This window comes from uncultured Pseudokineococcus sp. (assembly GCF_947499845.1).
In the GTDB taxonomy this organism is placed as follows: Bacteria; Actinomycetota; Actinomycetes; order Actinomycetales; family Quadrisphaeraceae; genus Pseudokineococcus.
Genome location: NZ_CANMPM010000004.1, coordinates 135630 through 150347, shown reverse-complemented (window position 1 = coordinate 150347; position 14718 = coordinate 135630). Strand labels below are relative to the sequence as shown.

The 14718-nt window shown below is 77.9% G+C and carries 14 protein-coding genes and 1 pseudogene; 11 read left to right on the top strand and 4 right to left on the bottom strand.

Going from position 1 to position 14718, the window contains the following annotated elements; genetic code table 11:
• Positions 1–44: 44 nt before the first annotated feature.
• From Q0789_RS05720 to Q0789_RS05675, 10 genes are all read left to right on the top strand, one after another.
• The gene (locus Q0789_RS05720; RefSeq protein ID WP_298803017.1) at positions 45–1307 is read left to right on the top strand and encodes a hypothetical protein; all 1263 of its coding nucleotides are present in this window, start codon (positions 45–47) and stop codon (positions 1305–1307) included.
• The gene (locus tag Q0789_RS05715; protein WP_298803015.1) at positions 1304–1963 is read left to right on the top strand and encodes a hypothetical protein; all 660 of its coding nucleotides are present in this window, start codon (positions 1304–1306) and stop codon (positions 1961–1963) included. Before Q0789_RS05720 ends, Q0789_RS05715 begins: the two co-directional genes overlap by 4 nt.
• A gap of 134 nt (positions 1964–2097) precedes the next feature.
• Positions 2098–3783, top strand: coding sequence for a hypothetical protein (locus Q0789_RS05710; RefSeq protein ID WP_298803013.1), 1686 nt, complete (start codon positions 2098–2100; stop codon positions 3781–3783).
• 12 nt (positions 3784–3795) lie between these two features.
• Positions 3796–4578: an A24 family peptidase gene (locus Q0789_RS05705; protein WP_298803311.1), complete on the top strand. Its 783-nt coding sequence runs from the start codon at positions 3796–3798 to the stop codon at positions 4576–4578.
• A 367-nt stretch (positions 4579–4945) separates the two neighbouring features.
• A complete protein-coding gene (gene pilM, locus Q0789_RS05700; RefSeq protein WP_298803011.1) occupies positions 4946–5995 on the top strand; it encodes a type IV pilus assembly protein PilM in 1050 nt (349 codons plus the stop codon).
• Positions 5992–6795 carry a hypothetical protein gene (locus Q0789_RS05695; RefSeq protein ID WP_298803009.1) on the top strand — a complete coding sequence of 268 codons (804 nt, stop codon included), beginning with the start codon at positions 5992–5994 and terminating at the stop codon, positions 6793–6795. The genes pilM and Q0789_RS05695 overlap by 4 nt, the downstream gene beginning before the upstream one ends.
• 1 nt (position 6796) lies before the next feature.
• On the top strand, positions 6797–7645 hold the full coding sequence (locus tag Q0789_RS05690; protein ID WP_298803007.1) for a hypothetical protein: 849 nt from the start codon (positions 6797–6799) through the stop codon (positions 7643–7645).
• Positions 7642–9249 (top strand): hypothetical protein, encoded by a 1608-nt coding sequence (locus Q0789_RS05685; RefSeq protein WP_298803005.1) that lies wholly within the window; start codon positions 7642–7644, stop codon positions 9247–9249. The genes Q0789_RS05690 and Q0789_RS05685 overlap by 4 nt, the downstream gene beginning before the upstream one ends.
• A gap of 104 nt (positions 9250–9353) precedes the next feature.
• A complete protein-coding gene (gene aroC, locus Q0789_RS05680; RefSeq protein WP_298803003.1) occupies positions 9354–10562 on the top strand; it encodes a chorismate synthase in 1209 nt (402 codons plus the stop codon).
• 278 nt (positions 10563–10840) lie between these two features.
• On the top strand, positions 10841–11305 hold the full coding sequence (locus Q0789_RS05675) for a hypothetical protein (protein ID WP_298803001.1): 465 nt from the start codon (positions 10841–10843) through the stop codon (positions 11303–11305).
• 22 nt (positions 11306–11327) lie between these two features.
• Here Q0789_RS05675 and Q0789_RS05670 read toward each other — a convergent pair whose 3' ends face one another.
• The 4 genes and pseudogenes from Q0789_RS05670 to Q0789_RS05655 form a co-directional block, all read right to left on the bottom strand.
• Entirely contained in the window at positions 11328–11843 is a 516-nt protein-coding gene (locus Q0789_RS05670) for a shikimate kinase (protein WP_298802999.1), read from the bottom strand.
• An 89-nt stretch (positions 11844–11932) separates the two neighbouring features.
• Positions 11933–12349 (bottom strand): annotated as a pseudogene (gene aroQ, locus Q0789_RS05665) (type II 3-dehydroquinate dehydratase); the annotation flags it as partial.
• A 104-nt stretch (positions 12350–12453) separates the two neighbouring features.
• Positions 12454–13113 (bottom strand): endonuclease domain-containing protein, encoded by a 660-nt coding sequence (locus tag Q0789_RS05660; RefSeq protein WP_298802995.1) that lies wholly within the window; start codon positions 13111–13113, stop codon positions 12454–12456.
• Positions 13114–13149: 36 nt separating this feature from the next.
• Positions 13150–13380, bottom strand: a complete 231-nt coding sequence (locus Q0789_RS05655; RefSeq protein WP_298802993.1) for a hypothetical protein — start codon at positions 13378–13380, stop codon at positions 13150–13152.
• A 189-nt stretch (positions 13381–13569) separates the two neighbouring features.
• On the opposite strand from Q0789_RS05655, the gene aroB reads away from it, so the two are divergent.
• Complete coding sequence (gene aroB, locus Q0789_RS05650; protein WP_298802991.1) at positions 13570–14697, top strand: 3-dehydroquinate synthase; 1128 nt, start codon at positions 13570–13572, stop codon at positions 14695–14697.
• The last annotated feature ends 21 nt before the right edge of the window (positions 14698–14718 follow it).

Here is a 14718-nt window from a genome sequence, read left to right as displayed (position 1 = left end):
GCGAAAGCGGCCCCCGGCCTCGTAGCCAGGAGACGGAGACGCGAGTGGGTGAAGATCAGGACGAGGGCTTCTCGCTCGTCGAGGCCGTGGTGGCCGCGATGGTCCTGGCGATCGGCGCCGTCGCCGTCGCGTCGGTCCTCATCGGGGCGCTCGACCTCTCCCGCGGCAACAGCCAGCGCGTCCAAGCGGCCGCGCTCATGACCGCCGAGCTCGAGGCGGCGCGGGGTGTGGCCGTCGACGACCTGCTGCCGGGCACGACCACGCGGACGGTCACCCAGCAGGGCACCACCTACACCGTCGAGCGCGCGGTGGCCTGGCTCTCCAGCGGCGCCGGCGCGAACGCCTGCCTCGTGTCGACGGCGCGCACCGTGACGAAGACCGTCGGCGTGACGGTCACCTGGCCGGCCATGGGGCGCACCCAGCCGGTGCGCGGCGACACGCAGCTGTCGCCCGGGCCCACGTCGCCAGCGCTCACGGGCCAGCCCGGCGCCGTCGCCGTCGTCGTCGCCGGGGCGGACGGCGGGGGAGTCCTCGGCGTGCAGGTCACGCTCGTCGGACCGACGCCGTCGACGGCCACGCGGACGGCGACGACGAGCAGCACCGGCTGCGCGTCCTTCCCGGACGTTCCCGCCGGGACCTACCTCGCCACCGCCTCGCTCAACGGCTACGTCGCCCCGACCCAGGCCGCCGCCGCGCTGACGGGCTCGTTCACGGTCGTCCCCGGCCGCGTCGCGCGGCCCCGCACGACGCTCGACCGGTCGGGCGCCATCACCGTCATGACGACGGCGCCCTCGTCGAGCCCCGCGGGCGTCCAGCGGACGGGCATGCCGCTCACCCTCGACGCGCCCTTCTCGCTGCCCACCACGCGCCGCCTCCACCCGTCCTGCGCCACCGTCCCGGCGGGGTCTGCGGACTGCCTCGTGGAGGGCTCGGGCGGCACCACCCACCGCGCCGGCGGCCTGTTCCCGGGCACCTACCAGGTCCGCGGCTGCGCCCCGTCCACGACCGGTGGCGTCAGCGTCGTGGTCCCGCCGGGAGGGTCGCCGACGGCCACCCTCCCGTTCGGCACCGCGGTGCTCCAAGGCCCGAACAGCGGCAGCGGCGCCCTCCCGGCGACCGTCTACGTGCGCCCGGGCGTGGGCAGCGCCTGCGCGGGCGCCGCCACCCTCGCCCTCAGCACGTCGGCGGGCACCGCGGTGCCGCTGCCGGACGGGCCGTGGCAGGTCTCGCGCTACGAGTCCTTCAGCTCCTCGGCGGCGGCGACGCTCACGGCCGGCCAGTCGGTCACCGTGACGGTGCCGACGTGACCGCTCGGCCGGGCGCCGAGCCGCCCTCCGGGGGCGAGCGCGTCCCGGGGGCGACGCGCGGCGACGAGGGGGTGTCGCTCGTCGAGCTGCTCGTCGCCATGGGCATCACCTCGGTGCTGCTCGTGGCGATCGGCGCCGTGCTCGTGGCGGACCTCAAGGGGGTGACGGACGTCACCGCCAAGACGACGGCCAACGCCGAGGTGCGCCTGGCGGCCGACGTCATCGGCCGGCGGCTGCGCGTGGCCACGCCCGCCTCGCAGACCACGCCCGCCTTCCTCACGACGACGCCGTCGGAGGTGAGCTTCACGGCGAGCGTCCAGGACGCCGTCTGGGCCGCCGACCCGGCGCAGGCGGCGCAGGACCCCCCGCTGACGACCGTCACCTACCGCTACGACGCCGTGCGCGACTGCCTGACCGAGACGCTCGCCCCGGCGACCGGCGCGCCGCGCACCACGTGCCTGCTCCGGGGGACGAGCTCCGGCCAGGCGCTCTTCACCTACTACGCCGACACCACGGGGACGGTGACGACCACCACCCCCGCCGCCGTCCGCAGCGTCGGGCTGGCGGTCTCGTCCTCCGCGACCGGCACCGGCCGCACCTCCACCAGCACGGTGACGACGCTCGTCACGTGCCCCAACACCGTCCCGAGGGCCTGATGACCACTCCTGCCCCGTCCCCGGCCCGCCCTGCCACGCGGTCGTCGGCGCGTCCAGGCGCACCGGCACCGGCGGGTCCCCTCCGGCGGTGGCGCGCGCGGACGGACGAGGACGGCGAGCGGGGGAGCGCCCTCGTGCTCGTCGTCGGGGCCGTCAGCGTCCTCACGGCCTTCGCCCTCGTCGCCCTCATGGCCGCCGTCACCGCCGCCCCGCTGAGCCGACGTGCCCAGGACGTGCGGACGGCGACGGCCGCCGCCCAGGCGGGGCTCGACGACTACCTCTCGCGGCTCGTGGCCAACCCCAGCTACTACACGACCGCCGGCACCGGGGTCGACCCGGCGAACCCCGCCTTCGCGGCGGGCGGGGCGCCGGTGCCCGGCGCCGCCGGCGGCCGCTTCAGCTACCAGCTGCTGACGACGCCGTCCCAGACCGCCCAGTCGGGCGTCATCCGGGTGCGGGCGACCGGCGTCTCACGCGGCGAGAAGCGCACGCTGACGGCGTCGCTGCGCCACTCCGGCTTCCTCGACTACGTCTACTTCACCGACCTCGAGGTGACCGACCCGGCGCTCGTCCCCCTCCCGTCCGTCGCGACGTGGGTCGTCAACGCGGCCGGCGGCTTCGTGAACCCGCCGTCGGGGTCGAGCTGGGCCCCCGACCCCGCCGTCTACGCGCAGAAGTGCGGGTCCTACTACTACGCCGGACGTCACGCGCTCGAGTACGGCGGGCTCAGCGTCTCGCGCTACACAGCCTCGTCGACGACGCCCATCATGGTCGCGGACGGCGGCGGCGTGCTGTCCGCCAGCCTCGACTACGGACGGACCGTCTACTTCGCCTGCCAGTCCATCTTCTTCGGCTACAACGACGTGCTCACCGGACCCGTCCACACCAACGACGCGATGGCCATCACGGGCGGCTCCTCGGTCACCTTCACGAACCCCGTCACCGAGACGGGCTGGGCCGACGGCACGACGCCCGCCCCGAACCCCGCCTCGCGCTGGTGGGGCGACGGGTCGCCCACGAGCGCCAGCGCGAAGCCCGCCTACGCACCCGTCCTCCAGCTGCCCGGGTCGAACGGCGACCTCAAGGCGCGCATCCAGTCCGAGGGCCGCTCGGCGGGGTGCACCTACGTCGGGGAGACGAAGATCACCTACACGGGCTCGACGATGACGGTGCTCAGCCCGCAGACCACGACGACGACCCCCGGGTGCTTCGACGCCTCCCGGCGGACCCAGGCGCAGAGCTGGGCCGTGCCGCCGCTCGTCTACGTCGACGACCTGCCCGGCGCGTGCCCCAGCCCGGGCGCCGCCGCCGGCCACCCCCTGGCGAACGAGGTCGCCGGGGGGCAGACGAAGGTCTCCTACGGCTGCGCCAACGGGACGGCCTTCGTCAGCGGCACCCTCAGCGGCCAGACGACGCTGGCGACGGCGCGCGACGTCGTCGTGACCGGCGACCTGCAGTACGCCAGCGGCCTCACGGGCACCGACGTCCTCGGGCTCATCCCCAACGGCTTCGTCTGGGTGTACAACCCGCAGACCGCCTCCGGCACGCGGCTGCTCAGCACGCCGGTCAGGCGCATCGAGGCGGCGGTCCTGTCCGTCGGCCACAGCTTCGTCGTCCAGAACTTCGACCGGGGCGGCGAGCTCGGGACGTTGACCGTCCGAGGGACGATCGCCCAGAAGCACCGCGGCATCGTCAAGCAGGGGAGCAACGGGTACGTGAAGGACTACGTCTTCGACAAGCGGCTGGCCAACCTCCCTCCGCCCTTCTTCCTCAGCCCCGCCGACTCCCCGTGGACGGTGGCGCGGGTCACCGACGGCTGAGCCGGGCCGGTGATGCTCGCGCTCGTCGTCGCCTGCGCCGTCCTCGGGCTGCTCGTCGGCTCCTTCCTCAACGTCGTCGTCCACCGCGTGCCGGCGGGGGAGTCGGTCGTCTCCCCGCCGAGCGCGTGCCCGCGGTGCGGCCACCGGCTGCGCGCCCGCGACAACGTGCCCGTCCTCTCGTGGGTCCTCCTGCGGGGGCGCTGCCGCGACTGCCGGGCGCCCATCAGCCCGCGGTACCCGCTGCTCGAGCTCGGCACCGCCGTCCTGCTCGCCCTGGTGGCCCTCCAGGTCGGCTGGTCGCCCGCGCTGCCGGCGTTCCTCTACCTCGGCTGCGTGGCCGTGGCGCTCACCGCCATCGACCTCGAGCACCACCGCCTCCCGGACGCGATCGTCCTGCCGTCGTACGTCGTCGGGGCCGTGCTGCTCGTGGGAGCGGCTGCGCTGCAGGCGGACTGGTGGGCGCTCGCACGCCTGGGCGTCGGCCTCGCGGTGATGTGGCTGGGGTACTTCGGCCTCGCGCTCGCCAAGCCGGGCGGCATGGGCTTCGGCGACGTCAAGCTCGCCGGGCTCCTCGGCATGCACCTGGGCTACCTCGGCTGGGCCGAGCTCGCCGTCGGCGCCTTCGCGGCCTTCCTCGTCGGGGGGCTGGTCGGCGTCGTCCTGCTCGCCACCCGGCGGGCCGGGCGGAGGTCCGCCATCCCCTTCGGCCCCTTCATGCTCCTCGGCGCGGCCGTCGGCGTCGCCGCCGGGCCCGGCCTGGCCGCCGGCTACCTCGGCCTGCTCGGCGTCGCCTGACCCGTGCTCGACGCGAAGGGGGCGTCACCTTCGCGGAAGGGGGCCTCCAGGTGTGAAGGGGGCGTCACCTTCGCGGAAGGGGGCCTCCAGGTGCGAAGGGGGCGTCACCTTTCCGGGAGCGGGGCCTCCGGGGGTGAAGGAGACGTCACCTTCGCGAGGGTGGGGCTTCCGGGGGTGAAGGGGGCGTCACCTTCGCGGGGGCGGGGCCTCTCGGGGTGGAGGGGGCGCCACCTTCCCGAGGCGAGGACGGCGCGCCCCGTCCCTCGGACGGCTCAAGGCCCGGCCGGGGCTGCCGATGGGACCTCGACGGCATCCGCCCGTCGCCCCACCGCCCGCGCCGCGGGCGCCGACCTCCCGGGAGGCTCCCGTGCCCCGCTCGAGCATCGGCCTCGACATCGGCACGTCCGGCGTGCGCGCCGCCGAGGTGGCGCTGACGAAGGCCGGGCCGGCGCTCGTCCGCTTCGCCTCGGTCGCCCTGCCCCACGGGGCGGTCCGCGACGGCGACGTGCTCGACGGGCCCGCCGTCACGGCCGCGCTGAAGGAGCTGTGGGCGGTCGGCGGCTTCCGGTCGCGGAAGGTCGCCGTGGGCGTCGCGTCCCAGCGCGTCGTCGTCCGCTCGGTCGACCTGCCGAAGATGCCGCCCGAGGACCTGCGCAGGGCGCTGCCGTTCCAGGTCGCCGACGTGCTGCCCATGCCCGTCGACCAGGCGGTGCTCGACTTCCACCCCGTCGAGGAGCGCACCAGCGAGGGCACCACGACGGTGCGCGGGCTGCTCGTCGCCGCCTCCGAGGACGCCGTCATGGCCCGCGTCGAGGCCGTCCGCGCCGCGGGCCTGCGCGTCACGGGCGTCGACCTCGCCCCGTTCGCGGCGCTGCGCGCCGTCGCCAGCCCGGCCGGCTCCCGCGAGGGCGCCGAGGCGGTCGTCGACATCGGCGCCCGCGTCACGCAGGTCGCCGTCCACACCGACGGCGCGCCGCGCTTCGTGCGCGTCCTGACCGGTGGTGGTGACCGCGTCGTCGACGAGCTCGTCACCTCCGGCCTCGACCCCGACGACGCCCGGCGCCTGCTGCGCGACGAGGGCGTCCACGTCGACGCCCGCGCCGACGTGGGCGACCCGCGCTCGGCCGACGTCGTGACCCGCGCCGCCGAGCGCCTGGCCGACGGCGTGCGCGGCTCTCTCGACTACTACACCGCCACCCAGGGCGGCGACCCGCTGCGCGGCGTCGTCCTCGTCGGCGGCACTGCCCTCGTGCCCGGCTTCGCCGACCTGCTCTCCGAGGTCGTGGGCCTCCCGGTCCGTCGCGGCGACGCGCTCGCGCGCCTCGTCGTCGGCCCGACGAGCGACGACGGCCCGGCGGCCGAGGTCGCGACCCTTGGCGCGGTCCCGGTCGGCCTGGCGCTGCGTGGTGCGGCGTGAGCTTCGCGAGCCCCTTCGCCGGCAGCGGGTCCGGCGCGCCGGCCTTCGCCGTCCCGGGCCAGCGGCGCCAGGACGACAGCGACGTCGAGGTCGTCCGGCTGACGGGCGCGCCGTCGGTCGACCTCCTGCCGCGCGCCGTCGCCGAGGCGGACCGGTTCCGCCGCCTGCAGGTCGGCCTCGCCGCCGCCCTCGGCCTCGTCGTCGTGGGTGCGGCGGCGGCCACCGTGCTGGCCGGCGCGCGCGTCTCCTCCGCGGAGGAGGCGCTCGCCGGGGAGCAGGCGCGCACGGCGCAGCTGCAGGCCGAGCAGGCCCAGTTCGCCGAGGTGCCCCTCCTCGAGGCCCAGCGCACGACGCTGACCACCGCGCGCGACACCGCCCTCGCCCAGGACGTGCTCTGGTACCGCTACTCCGCCCACCTCGCGAACCAGCTGCCCGACGGCATGCGCCTGACGTCGCTCTCGATGCAGCTCGCCGACGGCGCGGCCGCACCGGTCGACCCGGCGGCGACCTCGACGGTCGGCTCCGTCGGCGGGGTGACGCTCTCGCTCGAGGGCAGGACGGTCCCCGACACGGCCGACCTGCTCGACGTCCTCGGCGAGACGCCCGGCGTCCAGGGCCCGTGGGCCGACAGCACGACGGCGGGCGCCGAGGGCGGCACGACCGTCCAGGCCCACGCCGACCTCGACGCCGCGGCGCTGTCCGGGCGCTACGCGGAGGACGCCACGGGCGCCGACGGCGCGGCGGTCACGGGCGCAGCGGTGCCGGTGGCCGACGGCACGAGCACGGCGGGGGTGGGCTGAGATGCGTCTCACCCGGACCACCGCCTGGATCGGCGGAGCCGCCCTCCTCGGCCTCGTGCTCGTGGCGGCGGCGTGGCTGCTCCTCGTGGGCCCGCGCCAGCAGCTCGCCGCGGACCTGCGGGAGCAGACCGCCTCGACCGCCGGTCAGAACGAGCTCCTCACGGCGCAGGTGCGCCGCCTCGAGGAGCAGCTCGGCGACGTGCCGACCACGCGGGCCGAGGTCGCCGCTCTGCGCGAGCAGGTGCCGGCCGACGCCCAGCTGCCCGCCCTGCTGCGACAGGTCACCGAGCTGTCCGACCTCGCCGGGGCCGAGCTCACCGGCGTCACGCCGACCGAGCCGGCGGACGCCTCCGCCGACGCCGCGGCGGCCGTGCCGACCGAGGCGCCCACGGACGCCCCCGCGGACGCCTCCGCCGACGGGGCCGCAGCGACGAGCCCCGCCCCGACCGACCAGACCGCGCAGGGCGGCGTCCAGGTGGTGCCCGTGGCCCTCACCGCCACCGGCTCCTTCGCCCAGCTGCAGGAGCTGCTGCGGCTGGTGCAGGTCGACCTGCCCCGCGCGCTGCTCGTGCGCAGCGTCAGCCTGACCGCGGGCGAGGGGGAGGGCGCGCTGCAGCTGTCCGTCTCCGCGGACGCCCTCGTGCTGCCGACCACGCCCCAGGAGGAGCAGCTCGTGGCCCTGGCCGCCGCGGGCACCACCGCCGCAGGGACCACCGCCGCCGACGGGGGGACGGGCACCGCTGCGGGCCCCGAGCCGGCTCCTGCCCCCGCGCCCGCGGCGACCGCCGGCGCCACCGACCCCTCCGCGGCGAGCGCCGCGGCGCCGCCCACCACGGAGGACCCGCTGTGACCGCTGCGGACGACCACGAGCCCACCACGCCGTCCCCGACGAGGCCGTCCTTCCCGTCGCCGTCCCTGACGCCGTCCTCCCCGGCGACGACGCCGACCCTGGTGGCGTCGTCGCCCGACGACGCCGTCCCGGCGCCGCGGACGCCCGGAGCTGCGGACGGCCCGGTGGCCGGAGGACCGCCGTTCCTCGCGCCGGGCGCGAACCCCTTCGCGGGCCTGGGCCTGGGGGAGGGCTCCGCCGGGACGCCGGACCGCGCCGCCGCGCCGGCCGACCGTCCCGCCGGTGGGACGCCCCTCGCCGGCGACCGCTCGCGCTCGGTGCTCGCGCCGTCGCCGGCGCCCGGCGGGGGCCTGCCGACGTCGCTCCTCGCGCCCGCGTCCGGGCCCCTGCCCGCCCCCCGCCAGGGCGAGCCGCTCGTGCCGTCCTCCTCGGGCCCCGCACCGGCGGCGCACCCCACCACGGCCTCGGCCACGACGACGTCCCCCACCTCGGCGCCGGTCGGGCACGACGCCCGCCTCGCGACGGCGCTCGGCGCCGTCGGTGCCGCTCTGCGCCCCGCGGCGCTCGACGAGCCGACCGTCCCGGGGGACACGTCGGCCGGGTCGCTCGCGAGCTCCGCACGCGCCGCCGGCGCGCGGCCGTCGGTCCTCCCGCAGGCCCTGGCCGCCGCGACCGGAGCGCCCGTGGGCGCGAGCGCGACGGCCGTGGTCCCGGCTGCTGCGGCGTCGACCGCCGCCACCCCGACCGCCGTCGCGTCGACGCTCGCCGCGCCGACCGCCACGGCGGCGAGCGTTCCGCCCCCGACCGCGGGGGCGACGGCCGCCGCCGCACCCGCTGCGCCGCAGCGCCGGCGACGGGTCGCCCTCGTCGTGGCGGCCGCCGGCGCGGCCGCCGTCGCGGCGGCGGCGCTCGTCGTCAGCGGGCTGCCCGGCGAGCCGCCCGCCCTCGAGCCGAGCGCCCTGCCGGTCTCGTCGGTCGCGGGGACCCCCGCCGCCGACCCGGCCGCGGACGGGGCCGTCGACCCGGCCGCCGGTACCGCGGTCGACCCCTCCGCCCCCGCCCCCGGCCCGGACGAGGCTCCGCTGGGCGCCCAGGCCCTCGTCGACGAGCCCGCCGTCCGCGACCCCTTCGCGGCCACCGGCGCCGGCGCCCCCGCCGTCGACCCGGTCGCCGGCACGGCCACCGGCGCGGTCGTGGACCCGACCACGGGCCTGCCGTCCACCCCGCCCGGCGCCTCGGCGCCGGTCACCACGACGCCGGTCACGCCCCTCCCGGACGCGTCCGCCCCGGGCACCTCCGGCTCCTCCAGCGCTCCGGCCGTCACCGCGCCGGCGGTCACCGTCCCGGCCGGCCTGCAGGTCACGTGGACGGACGTGCGCGAGGGCGGCTGGTACGTCTTCACCGTCGTCGACGGCACGCAGGGCACGACGGTCGCCGCGCAGGCGGGCAGCGCCCTCGGCGTCGAGCCCCCCGCGTCCGGCGTCGTCTTCACGGGCCCCGGCACGGTGGCCGGCGACGCGGGCGCCTCCGTCGACAGCGTCGGCCTCAGCACCGGCTCGACCGTCCTGCAGCTCGTCCGGGGAGAGCCCGTCACGCTGCCCTGACCCGCGTCCCACGAGGGCCGTCGTCGCCGCCCCGGGCCCCGCCCGGGGCGCCCAGCCCGCGGACCCCCGGGCCCGGCCCGCGGCGCCGGTGCGAGGATCGCCCGGTGCTGAGGTGGCTGACGGCAGGGGAGTCCCACGGTCCGGCGCTCGTCGGCGTCCTCGAGGGGATGCCCGCGGGCGTCGCCGTGACGACGGCGGACGTGCAGGGCGCGCTCGCCCGCCGCCGCCTCGGCTACGGCCGTGGCGCGCGCATGAGCTTCGAGGCCGACGCCGTGACGCTCCTCGGCGGCGTCCGGCACGGCCTCACCCAGGGCGGCCCCGTCGCCATCCAGGTGGCCAACACCGAGTGGCCCAAGTGGGAGACGGTCATGGCTGCCGACCCCGTCGACGAGGACGTGCTCGCCGCCCAGAAGCGCGGGGCGCCGCTGACCCGACCCCGCCCCGGCCACGCCGACCTCGTCGGCATGCAGAAGTACGGCTTCGACGAGGCGCGTCCCGTCCTCGAGCGCGCCAGCGCCCGCGAGACCGCGGCGCGCGTCGCGCTCGGCGCCGTCGCCGCCGCCTTCCTCGAGCAGGCGGCCGGCGTCCGGCTCGTCAGCCACACCGTGGCGATCGGCACGGCCGGCTCGGCCGACGACGCCCCGCTGCCCGGACCCGACGACGTCGCCGCCCTGGACGCCGACCCGGTGCGCAGCGTCGACCCGGTCGGCTCGGCCGCGATGGTCGCCGAGGTCGACGCCGCCCACAAGGACGGCGACACGCTCGGCGGCGTCGTCGAGGTGCTCGCCTACGGGGTCCCGCCGGGCCTCGGCAGCCACGTGCACTGGGACCGCCGCCTCGACTCGCGGCTCGCGGGCGCCCTCATGGGCATCCAGGCCATCAAGGGCGTCGAGGTCGGCGACGGCTTCCGCACCGCGGCCCGCCGCGGGTCCGCCGCCCACGACGAGATCGAGCGGGGCGACGACGGGCGCCTGCGCCGCACCACGGGTCGCGCCGGCGGCACCGAGGGGGGCATGAGCACCGGCGAGGTGCTGCGCGTCCGCGCCGCCATGAAGCCCATCGCCACGGTGCCGCGGGCCCTCTCGACGGTCGACGTCGCGACGGGCGAGGCGGCGCGGGCGCACCACCAGCGCTCGGACGTCTGCGCCGTCCCCGCCGCCGGCGTCGTCGCGGAGGCCATGACGGCGCTCGTGCTCGCCGAGGCGCTCGTCGAGAAGTTCGGCGGCGACTCCGTGGCCGAGACCCGCCGCAACGTCGAGGCCTACCTCGCCGCGCTGCCGGAGGAGCTCCGCTCGCAGGTCGCGTCCGCCTGAGGGCACGGCCCGGCACCGGGGCTCCCTCGCCCGGGCTGCCGCGTCCGACCGCGACGGCTGCGCCCCAGCGGGTCGGCTGGGTCCTGCCGGGGAGTGCGTCCGACGGCGGGGCTGCGTCCGAACGGGACTGCCGCGTCCGACCGGGGCTGACCTCGAGCGCCGGAGGCCGGGTGGCTCCGGGCGGCGGGGCGACGTCCGGGCTCAAGGGCGACGGCCGCCGTGCCGATGACCGCCGCGGAGGCGCGCCGCCGGCGCGCCCCTGCCCGACGGGAGCGCACGTGGCCGACCGCCTCGCCCACCGCCCGGCCGACCTCCCCGTCGAGCCGGAGGCTCCCGCCGACGCCCCGCGCGTGCCGCTCCCGCGCGGCGCGGTCGCCACGCCGACGGCCTCGACCGACGCCGTCGGAGCGCCGTCGCTCCCGCGCCGCGGTCGCGCCGTCCCCGCTCCGCGGACCGCGGAGCCCCTCGCGTCACGACGCGGCCGCCGGGCGGTCGCGCTCGCGGCGCTCGTCCTCGTCGGTGCGCTGCTCGCCGCGGCCGCCGCCCTCGTCGCCGCCGGGCCGGACGCCGCGACGGCCCTCCTCACCACTGGTCTGCAGCGGCTCCCCGGGGTCGGGCCCCTGGCCGTCGTGGCGCTGGTGGGGGCGGCCGCGGCCACCGCTCCCGGTGGCTGGCGCCCGCGAGCGGCCGCCGTGTCCGTCACGGCCGGTGCTCTGGCCCTCGTCGTGTCCGTCGCGGGCTGACGGGGGCGACGAGCGGCTCGTCCTACGTCGAGGTCGTCGCCAGCGCCGTGGTCACGGCGTCGGCCACCTCGGCCGGCGTCCGGCCCGCGGTCGCGACCTCGGCGGTCGCCACGTCGGCGAAGCCCGGCAGGCGGCGGGCGTGCACGGCGTCGAGGTCGGGGCGGGCGAGCATCGGGCGACCGCGGTCGTCGCCGACCCGCGACCGGGCCTCGGCCAGCGAGACCTCCAGGTGCACGACGTGCGCCCCCGGCCGCGTGGTCGGCAGCCCGCGCAGGGCCGCCGCGGTGCCGGGGTGCTCGACCGCGCCGCCGCCCAGGGAGACCACGGCGTCGTCGCCGCGCAGGAGGTCCGTCACCACCTCGTGCTCGAGGGCGCGGAAGGCCGCCTCGCCGTCGGTCGCGAAGACCTCGGCGACCGTGCGGCCGGCCCGCTCGACGACCACCTCGTCCGCGTCCCGGAACGGCAGGTCGAGCCGCTCGGCGAGCAGGCGGCCCACAGTGGTCTTGCCCGCGCCGAGGAAGCCGACGAGGACGATCACTCGTCCGCCGCGGGGCCGTCGGGGGAGGCTCCGGGCGCTGTTGCCGCGCCGGGAGCAGCAGCGGGAGGCGGCGTCGTGCCTGTCGCCTCCGCGAGCCAGCGCAGCGCCGCCCGGTAGCCGCCCGGGCCCAGCCCGGCCACCACGCCGGTCGCGACGGCGCTGACGTGGCTGTGGTGCCGGAACGGCTCTCGCGCATGAATGTTCGACAGGTGCACCTCCACGAGCGGCGCCGTGAGCATCGCGCAGGCGTCCCGCAGCGCCACCGAGGTGTGGCTCCACGCCGCCGGGTTGAGCACCACCGGCACGCCGTCGTCGGCCGCGTCGTGCAGCCAGCCGAGCAACTCGTGCTCGGCGTCGGTCTGCCGGACCTCCACCTCGAGCCCCAGGGAGGAGCCCAGCTCCCGCAGGTCCTCCGCCAGCTCGGCGTGGGTCGTCGACCCGTAGACGGCGGGCTCGCGCAGGCCCAGCCGGCCCAGGTTGGGGCCGTTGAGGACGAGCACGCGCACGAGGGCCTCCGCGGGGTCGGGTCGGACGACACCGGGATGCTCCCACGGCGTCGGCGGCTGCCGCCGGGGAGGAAGACCTCGTGAGCCGCAGGAACCACCGCAGGTCAGGAGCGCGTCGGTCGCACCCGGAGGGGCTTCGTCCTCCTCTGCGGCGGAGGACGTCGTGCGTCGACGTGGTCGACCAGGGCGCGGATCAGGGCGGCGACCTCCTCCGGGCGTCCGACGACCTGCTCCCAGGAGAAGCGCAGCACCGCGAAGCCGGCGACGACGAGGGCGTCGTACCGCTCGCAGTCGCGCGCGAGCGCGGCTCGTGAGCCGTGCCAGGCGAAGCTGTCCGCCTCGAGCGCGATGCGACGCTCCTCGTCGAGGAGGTCCGGGCGGACGAGGCCGAGGCGCGGCAGGACCACTGGCACCTGGGGGACGAAGGAGCCTGCCCCGGCGGCCAGGGCGGTGGCGCGCAGCGCCGACTCGAACGGGTTGTCGCTGCGAGCGTCGGCGGCGTCCGCCACGGCGATGATCCGGGCGCGCCCGGCCCCGCGGAGAGCGGCGGCCGCGCCCCGGAGGTCGGCGGCGTCCACGAGGCCGCGCCGCAGGAAGCCGTCCGCCACGCCGAGCGCCTCGGGGAAGGGCAGCGAGCGCGAGCAGTCCAGGACCGTCCGCAGCGGTGCCGTCACCGGACCGTCGACCTCGTCGGCGCGCAGGTCGGCGTAGTGCAGGCGCGTCCCCGGTGGGCACCGGCGGTGGGCGTGCCGCGGCACGGTCACGCTGCACCGGGTCGGGCGGTGGAGGGGCTCGACCATTCAGAGCTGGGCGGCGCTCGCGTGCGAGGCGACCCCGCGTGCGGCACCGGCCGCCAGCACGGCGGGCGGCGCTCCCGCCAGGCCCCACGCGCCGCGTGCGAGCCGCACGACCTCGCCCCCGGCGGCCGCCCTCTCGAGCGTCCCCCGGCTCGCGCAGCGGAGCAGGGCGGCGCGGCTCGCGACGCCGCCGCGGCGCGCCAGCTCGTCCGCCAGGGCGCCGACGTCGTCCACCCGGCCAGCGTCGACCGGCGCTGCCCGGACCCGCAGCGGCCGTCCACAGCCACCGGGTCCGCCGACGGGGAGGACGAAGCTGCGATCACGGCTCGTCGTCGCAGGTCAGAGGGCCGCGAGCCGATCGAGGCCGTGCTTCGTCCTCCTCCACGGCGCCGTGGGCCAGGCGGGGCTGGCTAGGGTCGCCCGGTGAGCGAGGACACCGCAGCGCCCGCGTCCGCCGGCGAGCCGACCGTCCGGGCGACCACCCGCATCACCGTGGCGGGGGAGCGGCCCTACGACGTGCTCGTGGGCCGCGGTCTCCTCGGCGAGCTGCCGGGCCTGCTCGGCGACGGCGTGCGCAAGGTCCTCGTCGTGCACCCGCGGGCCCTGCGCACCACCGGCGAGGCGGTGCAGGAGGACCTGCGGGCCGCCGGGTACGAGGCCCTCGTCGCCGAGGTGCCCGACGACGAGGACGCGAAGTCGGCGCAGGTCGCCGCCTTCTGCTGGGGCGTGCTCGGGCAGGCGTCCTTCACGCGCACCGACGCGGTCGTGGCCGTCGGCGGGGGCACCGTCACCGACCTCGCGGGCTTCGTCGCCGCCACGTGGCTGCGGGGCGTCAAGGTCGTGCACGTGCCGACGACGCTGCTCGCGATGGTCGACGCCGCGGTCGGCGGGAAGACGGGCATCAACACGGCCGAGGGCAAGAACCTCGTGGGCGCCTTCCACCCGCCCGCGGGCGTGCTCTGCGACCTGGCCGTCCTCGAGAGCCTGCCCGTGCACGACCTGCTCGCCGGCATGGCCGAGGTGGTCAAGACCGGCTTCATCGCCGACCCCGTGATCCTCGAGCGGATCGAGGCCGACCCGCAGGCGGTCCGGGACCCGTCCTCGACCGTGGTGCGCGAGCTCGTCGAGCGCGCGGTCGCCGTCAAGGCCGACGTCGTGGGCCGCGACCTGCGCGACCTCGGCGACCGCGAGGTCCTCAACTACGGCCACACGCTGGGCCACGCCATCGAGCTCGTCGAGCGCTTCGCCTGGCGCCACGGCGCCGCCGTCAGCGTCGGCATGGTGTTCGCCGCCGAGCTCGCCGCCCTGGCGGGGCGGCTCGACGAGGCCGTCGTCGAGCGCCACCGCTCGGTCCTCGGCTCCCTCGGGCTGCCGCTGACCTACCGCGGCGACCGCTGGCCCCAGCTGCTGCAGGCGATGGGCCGCGACAAGAAGACGCGCGGGGACCTCCTGCGGTTCGTCGTCCTCGACGACGTCGCCCGTCCGACCCGCCTCGAGGGACCCGACCCCCAGCTGCTCGCCGCCGCCTACGCGAGCATCAGCCGCGACTGAGCCCGGCGGCCCCGTCGCGGC